Raw genomic sequence first — 17,882 nt, 5'->3', positions numbered from 1 at the left:
TCGGCATCTCAGCGTCTCGCATCAGATCCTTACCCCTGCCGTCGGATTCATGCACAGTCTTCCATCGGTCGATCGGGACAGGTGAGGCGGCAAGCCTGTCCCGTGGATCGCGCGGCGCCTCGGTGGCCGAGAGGAGGTCCGCTGGCTATGTGGACACCATCGGCGGCGGCGGCATCACGGGTGCGACGGTGGCGACCGGCGGGGCCGGCCGCGCCAGCCCGTTACGGCTGCTGCTCGGCTTGTTGCTGGGCCGTTCCGGGCGCCGAAGTGAGGCGCCCTAGGAAGAGGAGTTGACGCGTGGAAATTCTACAGCATGTAGAGATACGATCGGATCCGTCCGCACCGACCCACGAAGTCCGGGGTCCGAGCAGTAGGCCCAGTGCAGGAGTCCTCAATGACAGCCGTCGCCCCCAAGCCGATCACGTCGCGCCCGTACCCGGCGCGGCGCACCGGCAAGGGTTCCACGTTCCTGAAGATGATCAGGACGACGGACCCCAAGGACATCGCGATCCTGTACATGGTCACGTCGTTCGGCTTCTTCCTGGCCGGTGGCGCCATGGCGCTGCTGATGCGCGGCGAGCTCGCCGTGCCGGGGCAGCAGTTCCTGTCGAACGAGCAGTACAACCAGCTGTTCACCATGCACGGCACGATCATGCTGCTGCTGTACGCCACGCCGATCCTGTTCGGGTTCGCCAACTACATCGTGCCGCTGCAGATCGGCGCCCCCGACGTCGCGTTCCCGCGGCTCAACGCCTTCTCGTACTGGCTGTTCCTGTTCGGCGGCCTGACGGTCGTCTCGGGCTTCCTCACGCCGGGCGGCGCGGCCGACTTCGGGTGGTTCGCCTACACCCCGCTGAGCAACGCCACGTACTCCCCGGGCGCCGGTGGCGACCTGTGGATCGTCGGCCTGATCGTGTCCGGTCTCGGCACGATCCTCGGCGGCGTCAACTTCATCACCACGATCGTCTGCATGCGCGCCCCCGGCATGACGATGTTCCGGATGCCGATCTTCACGTGGAACATCTTCGTGACGGCTCTCCTCATCCTCATCGCGTTCCCGGTCCTCACCGCCGCCCTGTTCGGGCTGCTGGCCGACCGCCACCTCGGCGCGCACGTGTACGACCCCGCCAACGGCGGGACGATCCTGTACCAGCACCTGTTCTGGTTCTTCGGACACCCGGAGGTCTACATCGTGGCGCTGCCGTTCTTCGGCATCGTCTCGGAGGTCTTCCCGGTGTTCAGCCGCAAGCCGCTGTTCGGCTACAAGACCCTGATCTACGCGACGATCGCCATCGCGGTCCTCTCGGTGGCCGTGTGGGCGCACCACATGTACGCCACCGGCGCGGTCCTGCTGGCCTTCTTCTCCTTCACCACGTTCCTCATCGCGATCCCGACCGGCGTCAAGTTCGTCAACTGGATCGGCACGATGTGGAAGGGCAAGATCACGTTCGAGACGCCGATGCTGTTCTCGATCGGCTTCCTCGCCACGTTCCTGTTCGGCGGCCTGACGGGTGTGCTGCTGGCCAGCCCGCCCATCGACTTCAACGTCTCCGACACCTACTTCGTCGTGGCGCACTTCCACTACGTGCTGTTCGGCACGATCGTGTTCGCCACCTACGCCGGCATCTACTTCTGGTTCCCGAAGATGACCGGCCGGATGATGGACGAGACGCTGGGCAAGTTCCACTTCTGGACCACGTTCATCGGCTTCCACCTCACGTTCCTGGTGCAGCACTGGCTGGGCAACACCGGCATGCCCCGCCGCTACGTCGACTACCAGCCCCAGGACGGGTTCACCCTGCTGAACTCGATCTCCTCGGTGGGCGCGTTCCTGCTCGGCGCCTCGACGCTGCCGTTCATCTGGAACGTGTTCAAGAGCTACCGGTACGGCCGCGTAGTCACCGTGGACGACCCGTGGGGCTTCGGCAACTCCCTGGAGTGGGCCACGAGCTGCCCGCCGCCGCGGCACAACTTCACCGAGCTGCCCCGGATCCGTTCGGAGCGCCCGGCGTTCGAGCTGCACTACCCGCACCTGGTCGAGCGCTTCCGCGAGGAGGCGCACGTCGGGGGCAAGGCCGACCCGGGGGAGAAACTGAGCCAAGCGGTCGGCCGCGAAGCGCAGCCCGACGACGACCCACGCTCGCGTTGAGCAGGGCAAGGCAGTCGGCGGCCTGCTTGCGCAAACACGAGTTGGCGTGCTCCACCCGGACACCTTTACTTTTGACTCGGACATCAGCCCCCAGCTCGAAAGCGGGTCTGTACGCAAGAACTAGCCCGCGCCCCTTACCGGTGGAGCCGTCGACCGAGCGGGTCGCGGCCCGCTCGCGAGGAGCCGCGAGCCCCGTGAGGTTCAGCGCGGCCGCCGAGTCATACGGGTCTGGGCGACCAGGCAGTGTTCCACGCTCAGCTCATGCATCATCGGCTTGCTGACGAGCCGGGACGACAACTGTCGCCCAGGCGCGGAGACAGATCCCGAGGTCGTCACCGTCTCACCCAGGGGGACCGTTCTCCGGGCCTGGACCATGGGAGCAGCAGCGCGCCGGGCAGCGCGGAGGCCGTGGCCCGAGGGTGTCGGTGCCCCATCCTGCCCAACACCCGCAGCACGGCGGGGACCATTCCACTGATCGCTCCTGACTGTCCGCTGCACGCCAGTAGCCCAACCACCGCCCCGACCTCGGCTCTGTGGAGCACATGACCGCCATCAGATCGAGCACGTGCGCCAGATACCCAGATCTGCCCACGAGATACTCAGACCTGCGCACGACCCTGCTCCGGGGGTCGCGCGGCCAGCGCGTTCCAGTCGATCAACTCCACTGAACCGGGCCAATCCCCATGTCATACCTGGGCGCCGTCGTTCAGCTCCCTGTGCGTCCTACCGCTGCATCGGCTACTCGTCTAACGTGTCCGAGCCGTACGGCACACCGTCCGGCGGGCCGAGCCAGCAGGCTGGTTCGGCCTTGCGCAGCGGCATTGGGGCCAGCTCGGCGACGGGTTGTTCGTCGCCGGTTTCGCGACCGTGTTCACGGTGCTGGGCGCCACAGCGTCGGTGCTAGGTGCTGGAGCTGATGATGACGAGTGGCCGAGACTGATCATGCGCAGGGTGCTCTCGGTCCATGCCCGGTTGTAGGGCCCCCGATCCAGCGGCCCCAATCTTGCCCCCCATCGGCCTGGCGGGCGGTTCGCGGCCGCCGCTCTGGTCACTCTTGCGCTCGCCGTCGTGGTGCTCGGGGCGGTGGCCACCGGTGTGGGGGCCGCGTCGGCGCTTCTACGGTTCATCGCGGCCGTGGCCGCGGCTGGTGCGGTCGGTGTGCTGGTCGTCGGTGCCTTCTTCCCACATCGGCGGCGAGTCGGTCGGCCGCGCCGGTAGCGGTCGTGGGAGCAGTGCACGTGACCGCCAGGCCCGAGCGGATCCATTCCGTCGGCCGGGTGCTGCTCCGGCTGGCGATCGTGCTCGCCGGCCGGATGTGGGGGCTCGGCGGCCGCCGCGCCCTCCGATACGGCGACCGCTGGCCGTTCTGACCCGGCCGAGCGCAGAGAAGGGGTCATCATGGATCAGCCGATCTTCTGGGGGACGCTGCTCACCGTGACGGTGCTCGTCGCGGCGCTGCGGTTGCGCACCGCCCGCCCGTTGCTGGATCGGCGCGCCATCGCGGTCGGCCGCGTCGAGCTGGGTGTGGCCGGCCTGAGCGTGCTCGTGCTGGCGTTCCATTGTGCCGCGATGTTCTTCGGGGCTTGGGTGGACGCGATCCCCGGTGCCGGCGCGCCCGCCGACGCGGTCCGCGCCATGGGCATCGCCAGCCACTGGGCCTACTGGTTGCCCGCCACCATCCTGCTGCTGGCGTGGCGCCGCGTCTGGTGGCCCGCCCTGGCCTTGCTGTTCGTTGCCTTGCTTGGGGTCGGGATCACCATGTTCTGGCCCTACCCGCTGACCACCCACCTGGCCTGGCTGGCCGCGGCCATCGTAGTGAGCCTGTTCATCTCCACCGCGTTGCTGCGCTCCGTCCCGCCCGCGAACAGCCACCCAGGAGCCCAGCATCCGGCCCGCACCGAGTGAAGATCCAGCCTGACCAGGGGTCACCACGCGCCGCGCAGGTCGTAGGCCTCGACGTCGCGGAACGCCAGCGGCAGCAGCGTGGGGCCGGGCTCGCCCCGTGGAAGGCCCGCCGACACGACGGACACGTTCAGCGCCGGGTCCAACGCCCAGAGCCCTGCGTCGCTAGCCACCCCGCCCCGGCGCGTGGCGGAGGCCCCGGCCGCCGTCTGATCGGGGACCGTGCAGGATTGGGGGGTTCGGGTTGCCGGTGAGGACAGCCCGTCCGACCACGGCCGAGAGCGCGGGCCGCCAGCACCTGGGATCCTCGCCCGGCGTGCGTCGTCGAGGGCGGCGGTCCACACCGTGGACTTGCCGATCCCGGCCTCACCCTCCACATCGATGCGGCCGGGCGCGCCGCCACATCTGTGAGGAAGGATGCAATACACCCGCACAACCACCTACAACCACCTACACCTCACCCCGCTCTGCTGCGTAGGCTATGCAATAACCAGTATGTGTCGCATAGTTGCCCGCATGAGCGACGTGATCTCACCCCCGGTCACCACGGCACCCAGCGGTGCACGGTGGGACCGGCCGGACAAGCTGTCCATCGCCGGCATGGTCGGGTTCGTCGTGCTGCTCAACGTGGTGGGCTGGGGCGTGCTGGGCCTGGTGATCGCCCCGCAGAACCTGGCACTGGGCAGCACCGGGGTGTTCGGGGTCGGGCTGGGTTTCACCGCGTGCCTGCTCGGCGTGCGCCACGCCTTCGACGCCGACCACATCGCCGCGATCGACAACACCACCCGCAAGCTGGTCGGTGAAGGCAAGCCCGGCCTCGGCACCGGGTTCTGGTTCTCGCTGGGTCACTCCAGCGTGGTGTTCGGGCTGTCGCTGCTACTGGCGCTGGGGGTTAGCGTGCTCGTCGGTCCGGTCCAGGACTCGAACTCCCAGCTCCAGCAGACCCTCGGGCTGATCGGCACCATCGTGGCCGGGGTGTTCCTGATCCTGATCGGGCTGATGAACCTGTTCGCCGTCATCGGCATCGCCCGCGTCTTCCGGAAGATGCGCACCGGTGAACTCGACGAGGCCGAACTCGAACGTCAACTGCACAACCGCGGGTTCCTGGCCCGGCTACTCGGGCGAGTCATGCGACGGGTGAGCAAGCCCTGGCACATGTACCCGGTCGGGCTGCTCATGGGACTGGGATTCGACACGGCCACCCAGGTCGCCCTGCTCGTGCTCGCCGCCGGCTCGGCGCTCACCCTGCCCTGGTACGCCATCCTCGTCCTGCCGGTGCTCTTCGCCGCCGGGATGAGCCTGTTCGACACCGCCGATGGCATCTTCATGGCCCGCGCTTACGGCTGGGCGTTCCTCAAGCCCGTGCGGAAGGTCTTCTACAACCTGACCGTCACCGTGCTCTCTGTCGTCGTCGCACTGGTCGTCGGCGTGATGGTGCTGATCGGGTTGCTTGTGGAGAGGCTCGGCATCGACACCGGTCCGTTGGCCGCCATCGGCACCCTCGACCTGAACTACGTCGGCTACACCGTCGTTGCCCTGTTCGTGATCACCTGGCTCGTCGCGTTGGCGATCTGGAAGCTCGGCCGTATCGAGGAGCGCTACAGCACCGCCACCAGCCCGGGCAACCCCGAGCCCGGGGCCACTGACCGCCACGAGCGGTTCGAGCAACAGGCCGGTGCCGACACCGCAAACGGTCTAGTCATGCCGCGGGACGAGTGGCGCGGCGGTGGATCGCAGCGTCCACCGACCGGGCGATCCCCGAAGCTGGGTGGCGGTCAGGGGGGCGATGTCGATGCGCCAGAATGCTGAGAGCGGGGCGTCGAGCGCGGCGAGCACCGCCGACCGCACGACAGCCGGATGTGTGACTGCCACCGTGTGACCGCCGTCGTCGGGCACCGTGTCGAGCCAGTCGGCCACGCGGGCCAGCAGCTGCACGCGTGACTCGCCGCCGTGCGGCGCTGAGTCTGGCTCGGACAGCCACGCCGTCACGGCGTTCGGCTCCGCAGCAACGACCGCCCGCGGCCTGCTCGTCGAGACCTGCCGCCACACCGGCGCCCACCCGACCGGCCTGCGCTACGAATAGACCGTGCACGGTAGCGGCGCGATCATCGTCGTCGACGTCACCGCGACCGCACCTGCCCACCGGCGAACCACTCACCGTGCGCACCCGCACCCGCACCCGGCACCGCCGCCACGACGACGCGCCCGACGGCGACTGGTCGATCAGCGTCGACGGTGTCGCACATCCCGGCGAGGACCGTTGGCAGCCACCGTCCGCGCCGACGCAGGGTTGGATTGTCCACCGGCTGGTACGTAGGGCTGACCGAGGGCGCGGCTGGAGCGCATCGGTGGGGCATGGGCCGCCTGTCGTCGGGATGATCGTGTGTTCGGCGGTGGCGTCCTGGGGCACGGCGTGGGCAGGAGACGCCCGAAGGTCAGCACACCGCAGACGGGGCGAGCGGCGATGAACCCCGGCCCGTTCCGACCGGGTGGGACAAGCCTCGCTGCGCTCGGACGCCTGGCGGCGTCCCCACCCCGCTCGGACGAGCCCGGAACCCCCGCCGTCCCTACCGGGACCCCACCCCGCCGCGCGCTGAGGCCCAGGCCGCGTCACCCACCAACCGCCGAGCACCAGGGAGCAACCGTCATGAACAAGATCACCGTCCACGGCAACCTCACCGGCAAGCCCGAACTGCGCCACTCCCGCTCCGGGGTCCCGGTGGCCACGTTCACCATCGCCGCGAACCGGCGCCGCCTCAACCGCCAGAGCGTCAACTGGGTGGACCTGCCGCCGGTGTTCCACCGAGTCGTGTGCTTCAACGCCCTAGCCGAGAACGTCGCCGCGAGCCTGGACAAGGGCAGCGCGGTCGCGGTCACCGGCGAGTTCGCCGACGACAGCTACAAGCGTGAGGACGGCAGCAGCATCCGCCGGATCCAGATCGAGGCCGCCGACGTCGCCGCAAGCCTGCGCTACGCCACCGCCGCCCTCACCAGGAACCCACGCAACGACGCCACCGCACAGCCAGCCGAGGAGCCCGACCGCTCCGCAGACGCGGTCGAAGACGGCACCGAGGCAGCCGAGCGACCGACGCTGAGCGTCGTCGGATCCGACTGAGTCGGCCCACACGGCGGGCCCGAACCACAGTGGTCCGGGCCCGCCGCTGTGCCCTGAGACGCGCTACCACGGTGGGCGTCCTCGCGTCGGTGTCGCACCGTGCCCGCGAACCCGGACCACGCGCCAGCCGCTGCCCGAGCACCCACACCCGGACACGATGCGGCGCGCGGCCCGGAACCACGGGCCGTCCCGGTGCTCCGACGCGAGGAGAACATCGTGAACGACGTCCCGCATCGCCCGCCCGCTGCGCCGACGCCCGCCCTGGGCCGGCTCGGCGCCGCAGCCGCACGCGCCGCCGGGAACGGCTGGCGGGTGTTCCCCGCCGTTCCCCGTGGCAAGGTGCCAGCGATCGCCGACTGGCAGAACGCCGCCACTACTGAAGCGCCCCGGGTCTGGTGGAGGTTCTGAAGCCACGGGAAGGTGGTCTTCGTGCCGGCACCCAGGAAGTTCAACGACGAGATGCGTGAGCGGGCTAAGCGCATGGTCCGGGAGGCTCGCCAGCAGGAGCCGGGCCTATCGGTCAACGCCGCCTGTAAGCGGATCGGCCCCCAGCTGGGGATCTTGCCTGACACGTTGCGGGGCTGGTGCAAACAGGCCGATATCGACGACGGTCTCGCGCCGGGGACGACGAGCAGCGACCGCGATGAGCTGATTCGGCTGCGTCGCGAGAACGCCGAGCTGCGGCGGGCGAATGAAATCCTCAAGACCGCGTCGGCGTTTTTCGCCTCGGCGGAGCTCGACCGCCGACTGCGGTGATCGTCGATTACATCGACGCTCACCGGGACCTGTTCGGGGTCGAGCCGATCTGCGCCGTGCTGAGTCAACACGGGGTAACGATCGCCCCGAGCGGCTACTACGCGGCCAAGACCCGCCCACCCTCGCGGCGAGCGCTCTGCGATGCCGCCCTGGCCGAGACGATCGAGGCCACGTTCTGGGACCGGAGGAAGGGCCGCGGCGTCTACGGCGCCCGCAAGATGTGGCACCAACTGCGCCGTGACGGCGTCGCGGGCGCGGGCGGGCACCCGGTCGGCCGGTGCACGGTGGAGCGGCTGATGCGACATCTGGGCCTACGCGGATTCCGCCGGGGGCAGCCGGTGCTGACCACGCGGCCCGATCGACAGGCCACACGGGCGCCGGATCTGGTCGACCGCAACTTCCGGGCCGAGCGGCCGAACGCGCTGTGGGTGGTCGATCTGACCTACGTGCCGACCTGGTCGGGGATGGTGTTCACCGCGTTCGTCTCCGACGTGTTCTCCCGGCGGATCGTCGGGTGGCGCTGCGCCGCCTCGATGCCCACCGAGCTCCCGCTCGACGCCCTGGAGATGGCGCTGTGGACTCGCGACAGCGCAGGTCAGACTGCTGATGGGCGGCTCGAAGGGTTGATCCACCACAGCGACGCGGGCAGTCAAGGTGGATTCAACCGGTCGTCGCAACACCCCAAGCACGGAGGTGTTGGATGGTTCGTCGACAGCAGTCAGCAGATCGGGCGGTGCGCCCGAAGTTGAGGTCACCGGGCCATCCGAAGTATCAGCGTCATGTCGAGACGGCGTTCTGGGCCGAGATCGCCAAGGGCCTCCGCGCTGAACAGGCTGCGGCCGTCATCGGCGTGGCGCCGGCCGTTGCGACACGCTGGTACCGCCAGGCTGGGGGCATGCGTCCGTTCGTTCCGCGATTGCCGTCAGGTCAGTATTTGTCGTTTCCTGAGCGGGAGGAGATCGCCCTACTCAACGCCCAGGGGAGGGGCGTGCGTGAGATCGCTCGTGATGTCGGGCGGGATCCCGGAACGATTTCTCGTGAGCTGCGACGGAACGCCGCGACCCGGGGCGGGAGGCTCGACTACCGGGCGTCGGTGGCGCAGTGGAAGGCCGACCTCGCCGCGCGCCGCCCGAAGACCGCGAAGCTGGTCGTCAATCCGCTCCTGCACGCCTACGTGCAGGAGCGCCTTTCCGGGCAGATCAGCACCCCTGACGGCGAGACGATCGCTGGTCCGGAAATTGGCCGGTGGACGGGACGGAACAAGCCCCATCGCCAGGACCGGGCGTGGGTGCAGGCGTGGAGCCCGGAGCAGATCGCGAACAGGATCAGCGTTGACTTCCCCGATGATGAGTCCATGCGCATCAGCCACGAGGCGATCTACCAGGCCCTCTACATCCAGGACCGGGGCGCACTCAAGCGGGAACTGATCTTGTGTCTGCGCACTGGTCGAGCGTTACGTGCTCCGCGAGCTCGGTCGCGTCGCAAGACGTGGGCGCACGTCACACCCGAGGCGTTGATCAGTGAACGGCCTGCCGAGGTCGAGGACCGTGCCGTTCCTGGGCACTGGGAAGGCGACCTGATCATCGGGCTGGAGCGTTCCGCGATCGGCACGGTGGTCGAGCGGTCGACCCGGTTCACGATGTTGATCCATCTGCCGCGCGAAGAAGGCTACCGGCACAAGCACACCATCAAGAACGGTCCTGCGTTGGCCGGTTATGGGGCGATCACGATGAAGAACGCGTTGACGACGGCGATGTCGACACTGCCTCAGCAACTGGCGCGATCGTTGACGTGGGATCGCGGGAAAGAGATGTCCGCGCACCTGCAGTTCAAGGTCGAGACCGGTATCCCGGTGTTCTTCGCCGACCCGCATAGCCCTTGGCAGTGCGGCACAAATGAGAACACCAACGGGCTCCTGCGTCAGTACTTCCCGAAAGGAACCGATCTTTCACGGTGGTCCACCGAGGAGGTTGAGGCGGTCGCTCACGCGCTGAACACCCGGCCCCGCAAGACACTCGGCTGGAAGACGCCGGCGGAGGCATTCGCTGAGCAGCTACGATCGGCTCAACAGGCCGGTGTTGCAACCACCGGTTGAATCCGGGCAATACTGCGCCATTCGATACGGCAACCGCCTCACCGAGGCCGGCGCGATCGCCTCGATCGGCTCGGTCGGCGACAGTTACGACAACGCCCTGGCCGAATCGGTGATCGGGCTCTACAAGACCGAGTGCATCCGTCGCGACGGACCGATCCGCGCGGTCGAGGATCTCGAGCTGGCCACGGCGAGCTGGGTGCACTGGTTCAACACCGACCGGCTGCACTCCATGATCGGCAACATGCCGCCGGTCGAGTACGAACAGAACTACTACGCTCACCAACCAGACCGAGACACTCCGGTCTCGGGAGAACCCAGCCTCCACTGAACCCGGGGCGCTTCACTACCGACCTCGACCAGATCACCGCGTGGTGGCGGGCGATGCCGTGGAACGTGGCCGTCAGTGCGGGAAGGTCCGGACTTCTCGTCATCGACCTCGACGTCCGGCGTGGCGCCTGCGCACTGTCGCGGGGGGCTAGCACGCGGGAGGGGTACGCCATGCTGCGTCTGCTTGCGGCCGCAGCCGGCGAGCCGCCGCCCACCGACACCCACACCGTCGCGACGCCGGGCGGGCTGCACCTGTACTTCCGCCAGCCCGACGGCGTACAACTGCGCAACACTCAGAGTGTTCTCGGGGCCAGTGTGGACAGCCGCGGCCTCGGCGGATACGTCATCGCGGCCGGCTCCGTCCGCGCCGAAGGCATTTACCGGGTCGTCAGAGCCCGCCCGGTCGCAGAGCTTCCGAACTGGCTGATGGCGGCGCTCACCTCAGCGCCGACACCCGCCCCACCGACGCCTCGCCATTCGTCGATGACACCGCTGCTCAACGGCAGGGCCGAGGCCTACCTGCGTGCAGTCGTCGACGGCGAATGCGCCGCCGTCGCGGCGGCGACCGTCGGACACCGCCACCAGACGCTGCTCCGCGCGGCGCGCAGGCTCGGGCACTGGGTCGGAGGATCTGCCCTCAGCGCGACCGCCGCCCACGCTGCACTCACCGATGCGGCGCGCGGCTACCCTCGGCGTCGACGGCTACACCGCCGCGCAGGTCGACCGCGACGTACACGACGGACTCGCCTACGGCGCCCAATTCCCCCGCTGTTTCGACGATGACGGCAACCGGACATAGCTCCGGGCGTCAGCCGCGTGCCGCCCGGCCCGGGATGCACCTTCCCCTCGCACGGTATCGCTGTCATTCAGCCCCCTCCTCGGATCGGCCCAGGGTTGGTGGTCCGGCGCGGGCCCCAAGGTTCGCCGACGCGATGGGTCGGGCCTCCGGCGCTCGGCTCAGGTGGATCGCCCGGAGGTCAGCACACCGGGGCCGGGGGCGAGTGGCGATGAACCCGGCCCACCCATTCCGGTGAGATCGCGTGCGGACCCGACATCGGTCGCCGGTTAGGAAGCGATCACACCGGGATGGGCGAGCCAGAACCCCCGCCGTCCCTTCGGGACCCCTGCCCCGGCGTGCTGAGGCTGTGCCGCGTTCCCCCAACGCCGAGCACCGGAGGCCCTCATGAACATCACCGCCACCACCGAGATCACCGAGTCCGACACTCGCGCGACTCGGCTTGCGGTCCTCGAAGCCCAGGTCTGCGGGACCCGCGACGACATCCACGTCGCCGGTCTCTGCGACGACATGGCCCTCGCCATCGACGCGGTTGCCTCCCTGGCCACGCTTTTGCAGCACGACGTGCAGGAGCTCGCGGACCTCAGCACCGAGACCAGTCCGCGCTGAGCGCATCCCGTGGGCCACCCCAACCCGGAGCGGGCCACCCTCGTGCAGGCTGGCTGGCGTGCTCCTGCTCAATCACCGACTACACCGCCAAGCTCGCCCTATCGGGACACGCCCCGCTGGCACGCGATTGGCCGCTGCGAACGGATACCCCGGTTCTGGGGACCACACGTCGTACGCGCGAACGACCGGGAGTTCACCGCCGACGCCCAGGCGCCCGGAGTCGAGCGTGGGTGCAGGAACACCTGCACCATCGTTCTGGTGTTCAGATGGCCAGCGATGCTGAAGTACAGCTCGAAAGTACAGCTACTGCAGCTGCCGTCAGCGAGCGCGACCAACCTCGACCAACTCGCTGATCAGCTGATACGCCGTCAGCGATCTCGCCGCCCGCAGTTCACACCGAAGAGGTCACTGGTTCGATCCCAGTATCGCCCACCAGCACAAACGCCCCCCACCGCACGCGGTGGGGGGCGTTTGACACAGTTTTTGACAACAACACGTGCGACATCCGTCAGTTGTGGCCGGTCGTGGGCTCCTGTTCAGGACCAGGATCGGTGTCGTCGGCAAGAGCTCTTTCCATGCGCTCCAGTGCCTCGACGACCGAACTGTCGAACACCTCGCTGTAGATGCCGAGGGTCACGTTGATGTTGGCATGGCCGAGGATCATCTGCGCGTCGCGCGCCGGCACTCCGAGGTCTTTCAGAAGTGTGGCCGCAGTGCGGCGCAAGTCGTGAAAGACGATCTTCGGCAGTGCTTCGGCGGCGACGATCCTGTCGAAGGAACGTGACAGGTTCCGAGGCTCGATCGGACGACCGCTGCGCGTAGTGAAGACGTAGCCGGACTCATCCCAATCATCGCCTGCGTCGATCCGTTGATCCCTCTGCCTGACCGCTTGGGCGTGGAGAGACTTCCTGGCCAAGGAGACCAGGGGAAGAGTTCTCGTGCCGGCACGGGTCTTCGTGGGGCCTCTGACGAGTTTGCCGCTCACACGGATCAGCGTCGCCTCGACACCGATCCGTCCGGCTGAGAAGTCGATGTTCTCCCACTTCAGCGCGGCGATCTCGCCCCGCCTCAAGCCGTAGATCATCGCGAGGACGAACACGACGTACGCGCCATCTCCCCGTGAGGCGGTCAGGAACATGCGCGCCTGGGATGCGGTCCACGCGGTTCGTCGCGCCCTGTGCTCCTCGGGCAGCGTTGTCAGCTGAGCGACGTTGCGCGTGACGAGTTCCTCCCTCACCGCGCGCCCCAGTGCCGAACTCAGGACCTCGCGCATCATGCGGAGCTTGGGAACCGAGTCGCCTACCGCCCGCCGGCTGTTGAGGAACTCCTGTACGTGACGGACGGAGAGCGTTGCCAGCTTGCGCTTCCCGAGACCGGGTCGTAGGTAGAGCTCGACCGTCGACCGGTACTTGGCCATGGTCGTCGGACGGAGCTTGGGCTCTGCGACCTCTCTGAGCCAGTAGTCCAGGTACTCCCACACCGTTGGCGTGCGCGTGGGAATGACCGCACCGGCGTTGGCGCGCTGAGACAGCTCTGCGAGCTTCTCGGCGACCTCGGTTCTTGTCCTTCCGTAGATCCACTTCCTGCCTCGACTCCCATCGGGGCGGGTGACGTAGGCCGCAGCCACATATCGGCCGTCGGACCGCTTGGCGATGGTGCCCTCGCCGTTTCCTCGCTTGCGACCGCGTCCCCCTTGCGGGGTATGGGAGGTTGTCACGTGTCGCCTCCAAGTCGGTCGAGGAAGTCCTCGAAGTCCCGCGCGCGCACCCGGTGGCATCGACCCAGGTGGATGCTGGGAAGGTCGCCGGCCCAGATCAGCTGGTAAACCGTCCACCGCGACACCTGAAGGCGCTCCGCGACCTGGTTGAGGGTGAGGAGTTCCAGTGCAGACATGTAGGTGCCTCCGGGGGGCAGGCGCCGGTCGAGCGGCGCCGTCGCGAGTAGCTGACGTGCGCCGACGATCCCCACTCCTGTGGTCACGCCGTGCGCCCTCCGTGGTCGAGCAAGCCAGGGCGATCGAGATCGATCCGAGACTGATCCACGCCGCCGGCACCGCAGTCGGCTCTCCATGACAGCGAGCTTCTTGCTCCTGTGCCGTTCTTCACCGAAGTAGCCCGATCGGCTGTGGACGCCAGGTTGGCTTCACGTCGGGCCGGCACGAGGCGTGGTCGAACCGTGGTCGTGGCCGTCCACGGGATAGAGCTGCCTGTCGAACCGTTGTGGCTGCTCGACGCCGTCGACGTACCAGGCCACGGAATGGCGCGTCCTAGTTGACCGACCACGAAGCGGGTCACCAAAGCCGAAGAGACCCGATGATCTCGTGAGCGGTCTGCTGCGTAGTCGCAAGCGCGCTGCTGATCGGCGAAGACGATCTCGGCTGCGCCAATGTCGTCAGGCCGCGTCACGTGGACGTTGAACACGCTGCCTGTGGCTCTCTGTTCGTTGTACATCCCGTCAGTCTTTCGGAATCCGAAAGGCGCCAAGGGTCTACTGCTTATATGGGGATAACTCCGGCTGCGGACGATGGACCGTCTGATGATCTCCGTGGTCTGACCGACGACCAGCTGGTCGATGCGGTGCAGCGGTCGGAGGAGGTTCGACGTGCCGGCCGGCAACGGACAGGGCGTCTGCTTGCGGAACTTCACCGCCGGGGCCGGCTTTCCTGGCCGGCGATTGCGCGACTCACGGGGATCCGGCAGACCACGGCGTACGACCTCGCTCAGCCGTTCCTCGTTCCAGACGGCGAGGACGAGGGCACCTCGCGCTGAGGGACGTAACCGGGGCCCGGCCATGCCGCGCGGTCAGCGTAGGGGTGTGGCTCTGCCCGACATCGCATCGGGCCGAAGGCCGACCGCCCGTCCAATGCGAGTGAGATCGCGATTGCGAACTGGCCGGAAGCGACTTGCACGTCCTCGCGGGTCAGCGCGACGACAGCATTGACGCGGCCGTCGACCGGACCCCGCACCTCGACAAGCCCGTGCACGCGCCGGGCCGGGACCCCGGTCATCGGCAGAGCGTCGGCGAACGCAGTGTCGGTGCGGGGCTGGGCACACTGGCAGCGCCGTCCGTTCGTCGGGCGATGAACCTGCTCGCTGCCGCCCGGGTGAACCTGCGGCCGAGAGTCCCTACTAGTCTCCGTTCCCCCTGGTGGGCGGCCCGTTCCGGGCTGAAAATGGGTCTCGGCTGTCCGCAGACGCCGTCGCTCTATGGCCCGTGGGAGGTCGTCAGCTAGTCGGGCGCTGGGAGCTGCCCTGTGGGCCCTGTGTTGCTTCGAGCACGCGGATTAGATTCGCCTGTTCCCGCGCAGCTCCTGCGGGCAGCCGCCTTGCCCGACAAGGAGGATGGCGATGCTGCAGGACAGCGAGGACACCGAGGAGATCATCGAGCGGGTCGCGGCGCTCGATATCGGTAAGGCTGAGCTGGTGGCGTGTGTCCGGGTGCCCAACCCCGACAAGCCCGGCCGACGCGCTCAGGAGATCGCGACGTACTCGACGATGACGCGCTCGTTGCTGGGCCTGGCTGACCGGCTCCGAGTGCTGGGTGTGACCCGGGTGGTGATGGAGGCGACCTCGGACTACTGGAAACCGGTGTTCTACCTGCTCGAAGCCGCGGGCCTGTCAAGATCTCTGTGTAAGTCGATCTAGAAATTGTCAGGACAGGTAGGGGCTGAGGCGTTCGGGGTAGGTCAGGGCGAGGGCGCCGAGGGCCTGTTTCCAGCCCTGGACGACGGCTCCTTCGACGAGTCGGCCAGACGCTCGGCGGGCGTGGGCGGGCAGCCCCTTCTCCTTCTCCCGTGCCCGGGCTCGCTTGTCCTCGATATCGCGGATGGCGAGCCAGAGCAGCTTGATCGCGGCGTCGTCGTTCGGGAAGTGACCACGGTTCTTGATGATCTTCCGGAGCTGGTAGTTCAGCGACTCGATCGCATTCGTCGTGTAGATGATCCGCCGCAACTCCGGTGGGAACGCCAGGAACGGGATGAACCGCTCCCACGCGTTCGTCCAGGTCATCACCGCCGCCGGGTAGCGGCGCCCGAGGTCGGAGGCGGCGAACGCGTCGAGCTCCACGCGGGCGACCTCGTCGGTCGGGGCGGTGTAGATCGGCTTGAGCGCCGCGGCCACCTTCTTGCGGTCGGAGTAGGACACGAACCGCATCGCCGCCCGCAGCAGGTGCACCGTGCAGGTCTGCACGATCGACTGCGGCCAGGTCGCCTCGATCGCCTCCGGGAACCCGGACAGCCCGTCACAGCACACGATGATCACGTCCCGGACGCCGCGGTTGCGCAGCTCGGCGCACACTCCGGCCCAGAACTTCGCACCCTCGGCGGCCTGGACCCAGATGCCCAGGACGTGCTTGACGCCGTCGAGGTCGACGCCGACGGCGATGTGCGCGGCCCGGTTGCGGACCTGGTGCCCGTCCCGAACCTTGATCATGAGGGCGTCGAGGTAGACGATCGGGTAGATCTCCTCCAGCGGGCGGGACTGCCAGAGCTTGACCTCCTCGAGCACCGAGTCGGTGACCTTGGAGATCGTGTCGTGGGACAGCTCGGTGCCCAGCGTGCGGGCCAGGTGGTGGCTGATGTCGCGCACCGTCATCCCGCCCGCGTAGAGCGAGACGATCATCTCGTCGAGGCCGCCGGTGCGCCGTGACCCCTTCGGGACCAGCCGTGGCTCGAAGGTTCCGGCCCGGTCCCGCGGCACGTCGAGCGCCACGTCGCCGACCTCGGTCGCGAGGGTCTTCGGGGTGGACCCGTTGCGGGAGTTCGGGGTCCCGCGCCCGGCCGGGTCGCCACGCTCGTAGCCCAGGTGAGCGGTCTGCTCGGCGGCCAGGCCACGCTCGAGGACCGCTTTGATCATCTCGGGGAGGAAGCCCCCGTCACCGGTCAGCGCGAGCTCACCGGCATCCACCTTGGACATCAGCCCGTCGAGCAGACCGGCATCGACCATCCGGTTCACGGCGTCACGGGCCGTCTCGGGCTCGGCACCGACCGAGGGGGCGGCTCCGAGCGGATGCACATCCTGATCATCGATCACGGACATCTGTGTACTCCTCAACTCAAGAGGATCTTGTTACACAGACCATCTGACAGGCTCGAAGCCGCCGGTCTGGACCCGTGGCTGGTCAACGCCAGGGACGTCAAGCACCTGCCCGGACGACCCAAGACCGACCGGCTCGACGCGGTGTGGCTGGCCAAGGTCGCCGAGCGCCAAATGCTGCGCCCCAGTTTCGTCCCACCCCCGCAGATCAGGCTGCTGCGGGATCTGACCCGCTACCGCGTCGACCTGGTCAGCGTGCGCACCGCGGAGAAGAACCGGGTGGAGAAGCTCCTCGAAGACGCCCAGATCAAACTGTCCGTGGTGGCCTCGGACATCTTCGGGGTCTCCGGGCGGGAGATGATGGCCGCGTTGCTGGCCGGGAAACGCGACCCGACAACGCTCGCGCAACTGGCCCGGGCCAGCATGCGCCGCAAGATCCCTTTGCTGGAGGAGGCGTTCGTCGGACGCTTCAACGACCACCACGCGTTCCTGCTGCGCACCATGATGGCCCGCATCGATGAGACCAGCGCCGACATCGCCGCGGTCGAAACCAGGATCGAGGAGCTGGTCGCCCCTTTCGCCCATGCGGTGGAGCGCCTCGATGAGATCACCGGTGTCGGGCGCACCGCCGCGCACGCCATGATCGCCGAGATCGGGCTCGACATGACCAGGTTCCCCACCGCCGCGCACCTGTGCTCCTGGGCCCGGTTCGCCCCCGGGATCAAGGAATCCGCGGGCAAGAACAAGGGCCGCGGATCCACCGGGCACGGCAACCCCTACCTGGCCCGCGCTCTGGGCGAGGCCGCCGTGGCCGCGAGCCGCACCGACACGTTCCTCGGAGAACGCTACCGGCGCATCGCCCGGCGCCGAGGCAAGAAGAAGGCCGTCGTCGCGGTTGGGCGCTCCATCCTGGTCATCGTCTGGCACCTGCTATCTGACCCCGATGCCCGCTTCCACGACCTCGGATCAGACTTCTACTCCCACCGCATCGGCCCGGAACGCAAGAAGCGCGCCCACGTCCGCCAACTCGAAGCCCTCGGCTACAAGGTCACCCTCGAACCCGCCGCCTGAACAACCCCTACGCCCGTCCCCGACACGGC

The 17,882-nt window shown here is 68.2% G+C and carries 17 protein-coding genes, 2 pseudogenes and 1 other annotated feature; of the genes and pseudogenes, 14 read left to right on the top strand and 5 right to left on the bottom strand.

Translation table 11 applies throughout. The features are described 5' to 3' along the window. Positions 1 to 394: 394 nt before the first annotated feature. The 3 genes from ctaD (at position 395) to I4I82_RS02115 (ending at position 4,054) form a co-directional block, all read left to right on the top strand. Positions 395 to 2,149 carry an aa3-type cytochrome oxidase subunit I gene (gene ctaD, locus I4I82_RS02120; protein ID WP_218595025.1) on the top strand — a complete coding sequence of 585 codons (1,755 nt, stop codon included), beginning with the start codon at positions 395 to 397 and terminating at the stop codon, positions 2,147 to 2,149. Positions 2,150 to 3,387: 1,238 nt separating this feature from the next. Beyond that, entirely contained in the window at positions 3,388 to 3,519 is a 132-nt protein-coding gene (locus I4I82_RS34345; RefSeq protein WP_267460598.1) for a hypothetical protein, read from the top strand. 28 nt (positions 3,520 to 3,547) lie between these two features. Beyond that, positions 3,548 to 4,054 carry a hypothetical protein gene (locus tag I4I82_RS02115; RefSeq protein ID WP_218595024.1) on the top strand — a complete coding sequence of 169 codons (507 nt, stop codon included), beginning with the start codon at positions 3,548 to 3,550 and terminating at the stop codon, positions 4,052 to 4,054. A gap of 20 nt (positions 4,055 to 4,074) precedes the next feature. Here the strand turns inward: I4I82_RS02115 and I4I82_RS02110 are convergent, their stop codons facing one another. Continuing rightward, a complete protein-coding gene (locus tag I4I82_RS02110) occupies positions 4,075 to 4,224 on the bottom strand; it encodes a hypothetical protein (RefSeq protein ID WP_218595023.1) in 150 nt (49 codons plus the stop codon). Positions 4,225 to 4,567: 343 nt separating this feature from the next. Here I4I82_RS02110 and nicT point away from each other — a divergent pair. Next, a pseudogene (nicT, locus tag I4I82_RS02105) lies at positions 4,568 to 5,662 on the top strand (Nickel transporter NicT); the annotation flags it as partial. An 84-nt stretch (positions 5,663 to 5,746) separates the two neighbouring features. Here nicT and I4I82_RS02100 read toward each other — a convergent pair. After that, positions 5,747 to 6,040, bottom strand: coding sequence for a histidine phosphatase family protein (locus tag I4I82_RS02100; RefSeq protein ID WP_267461568.1), 294 nt, complete (start codon positions 6,038 to 6,040; stop codon positions 5,747 to 5,749). A gap of 658 nt (positions 6,041 to 6,698) precedes the next feature. Between I4I82_RS02100 and ssb the strand changes: the two genes are divergently transcribed. The 8 genes and pseudogenes from ssb (at position 6,699) to I4I82_RS02060 (ending at position 11,749) form a co-directional block, all read left to right on the top strand. Then, positions 6,699 to 7,166, top strand: a complete 468-nt coding sequence (gene ssb, locus I4I82_RS02095; RefSeq protein ID WP_218595020.1) for a single-stranded DNA-binding protein — start codon at positions 6,699 to 6,701, stop codon at positions 7,164 to 7,166. A gap of 216 nt (positions 7,167 to 7,382) precedes the next feature. Further along, entirely contained in the window at positions 7,383 to 7,574 is a 192-nt protein-coding gene (locus tag I4I82_RS02090; RefSeq protein ID WP_218595019.1) for a bifunctional DNA primase/polymerase, read from the top strand. Between the two features lie 21 nt (positions 7,575 to 7,595). After that, on the top strand, positions 7,596 to 7,922 hold the full coding sequence (locus I4I82_RS02085; protein WP_218595018.1) for a transposase: 327 nt from the start codon (positions 7,596 to 7,598) through the stop codon (positions 7,920 to 7,922). Next, positions 7,880 to 8,011, top strand: a sequence feature (AL1L pseudoknot). Its footprint overlaps the gene before it by 43 nt. Continuing rightward, positions 7,919 to 8,671: an IS3 family transposase gene (locus tag I4I82_RS02080; RefSeq protein ID WP_218595017.1), complete on the top strand. Its 753-nt coding sequence runs from the start codon at positions 7,919 to 7,921 to the stop codon at positions 8,669 to 8,671. (Overlaps the previous feature by 93 nt.) Before I4I82_RS02085 ends, I4I82_RS02080 begins: the two co-directional genes overlap by 4 nt. Continuing rightward, positions 8,623 to 10,017: an IS30 family transposase gene (locus I4I82_RS02075; protein ID WP_218595016.1), complete on the top strand. Its 1,395-nt coding sequence runs from the start codon at positions 8,623 to 8,625 to the stop codon at positions 10,015 to 10,017. Before I4I82_RS02080 ends, I4I82_RS02075 begins: the two co-directional genes overlap by 49 nt. Positions 10,018 to 10,024: 7 nt before the next feature. After that, positions 10,025 to 10,345: pseudogene (locus tag I4I82_RS02070) on the top strand (integrase core domain-containing protein); the annotation flags it as partial. Continuing rightward, on the top strand, positions 10,342 to 11,127 hold the full coding sequence (locus I4I82_RS02065) for a bifunctional DNA primase/polymerase (RefSeq protein ID WP_225920848.1): 786 nt from the start codon (positions 10,342 to 10,344) through the stop codon (positions 11,125 to 11,127). The pseudogene I4I82_RS02070 and the gene I4I82_RS02065, both read left to right, overlap by 4 nt. Before the next feature lie 400 nt (positions 11,128 to 11,527). Next, positions 11,528 to 11,749, top strand: coding sequence for a hypothetical protein (locus tag I4I82_RS02060; protein ID WP_218595014.1), 222 nt, complete (start codon positions 11,528 to 11,530; stop codon positions 11,747 to 11,749). Between the two features lie 508 nt (positions 11,750 to 12,257). On the opposite strand, the gene I4I82_RS02055 is transcribed toward I4I82_RS02060, so the two are convergent. Together I4I82_RS02055 and I4I82_RS02050 are read right to left on the bottom strand one after the other, a co-directional pair. After that, the gene (locus I4I82_RS02055; protein WP_218591921.1) at positions 12,258 to 13,376 is read right to left on the bottom strand and encodes a site-specific integrase; all 1,119 of its coding nucleotides are present in this window, start codon (positions 13,374 to 13,376) and stop codon (positions 12,258 to 12,260) included. Between the two features lie 86 nt (positions 13,377 to 13,462). Then, positions 13,463 to 13,729 (bottom strand): helix-turn-helix domain-containing protein, encoded by a 267-nt coding sequence (locus tag I4I82_RS02050; protein ID WP_226369828.1) that lies wholly within the window; start codon positions 13,727 to 13,729, stop codon positions 13,463 to 13,465. A gap of 1,367 nt (positions 13,730 to 15,096) precedes the next feature. Between I4I82_RS02050 and I4I82_RS02045 the strand changes: the two genes are divergently transcribed. After that, positions 15,097 to 15,393, top strand: a complete 297-nt coding sequence (locus I4I82_RS02045; protein ID WP_218595013.1) for a hypothetical protein — start codon at positions 15,097 to 15,099, stop codon at positions 15,391 to 15,393. Between the two features lie 6 nt (positions 15,394 to 15,399). Here the strand turns inward: I4I82_RS02045 and I4I82_RS02040 are convergent, their stop codons facing one another. Continuing rightward, positions 15,400 to 16,662 carry an IS256 family transposase gene (locus I4I82_RS02040; RefSeq protein WP_225920475.1) on the bottom strand — a complete coding sequence of 421 codons (1,263 nt, stop codon included), beginning with the start codon at positions 16,660 to 16,662 and terminating at the stop codon, positions 15,400 to 15,402. Between I4I82_RS02040 and I4I82_RS02035 the strand changes: the two genes are divergently transcribed. Then, positions 16,552 to 17,853, top strand: coding sequence for an IS110 family RNA-guided transposase (locus tag I4I82_RS02035; protein ID WP_226369827.1), 1,302 nt, complete (start codon positions 16,552 to 16,554; stop codon positions 17,851 to 17,853). The two genes, I4I82_RS02040 and I4I82_RS02035, sit on opposite strands and share 111 nt — an antisense overlap. Positions 17,854 to 17,882: the final 29 nt, after the last annotated feature.

Source organism: Pseudonocardia oceani, from assembly GCF_019263585.2.
GTDB lineage: Bacteria > Actinomycetota > Actinomycetes > Mycobacteriales > Pseudonocardiaceae > Pseudonocardia > Pseudonocardia oceani.
The sequence above is the reverse complement of the archived record's forward strand: the minus strand, read 5'-3'. Positions and strand labels throughout refer to the sequence as shown.

What these genes read in the sequence shown, in the direction of transcription:
- I4I82_RS02060 (WP_218595014.1), top strand. Translation starts at nt 11,528, where the DNA reads ATGAACATCACCGCCACCACCGAGATCACCGAGTCCGACACTCGCGCG.
- I4I82_RS02115 (WP_218595024.1), top strand. Translation starts at nt 3,548, where the DNA reads ATGGATCAGCCGATCTTCTGGGGGACGCTGCTCACCGTGACGGTGCTC.
- I4I82_RS02040 (WP_225920475.1), bottom strand. Translation starts at nt 16,662, where the DNA reads ATGTCCAAGGTGGATGCCGGTGAGCTCGCGCTGACCGGTGACGGGGGC.
- ctaD (WP_218595025.1), top strand. Translation starts at nt 395, where the DNA reads ATGACAGCCGTCGCCCCCAAGCCGATCACGTCGCGCCCGTACCCGGCG.
- ssb (WP_218595020.1), top strand. Translation starts at nt 6,699, where the DNA reads ATGAACAAGATCACCGTCCACGGCAACCTCACCGGCAAGCCCGAACTG.
- I4I82_RS02045 (WP_218595013.1), top strand. Translation starts at nt 15,097, where the DNA reads ATGCTGCAGGACAGCGAGGACACCGAGGAGATCATCGAGCGGGTCGCG.
- I4I82_RS02075 (WP_218595016.1), top strand. Translation starts at nt 8,623, where the DNA reads ATGGTTCGTCGACAGCAGTCAGCAGATCGGGCGGTGCGCCCGAAGTTG.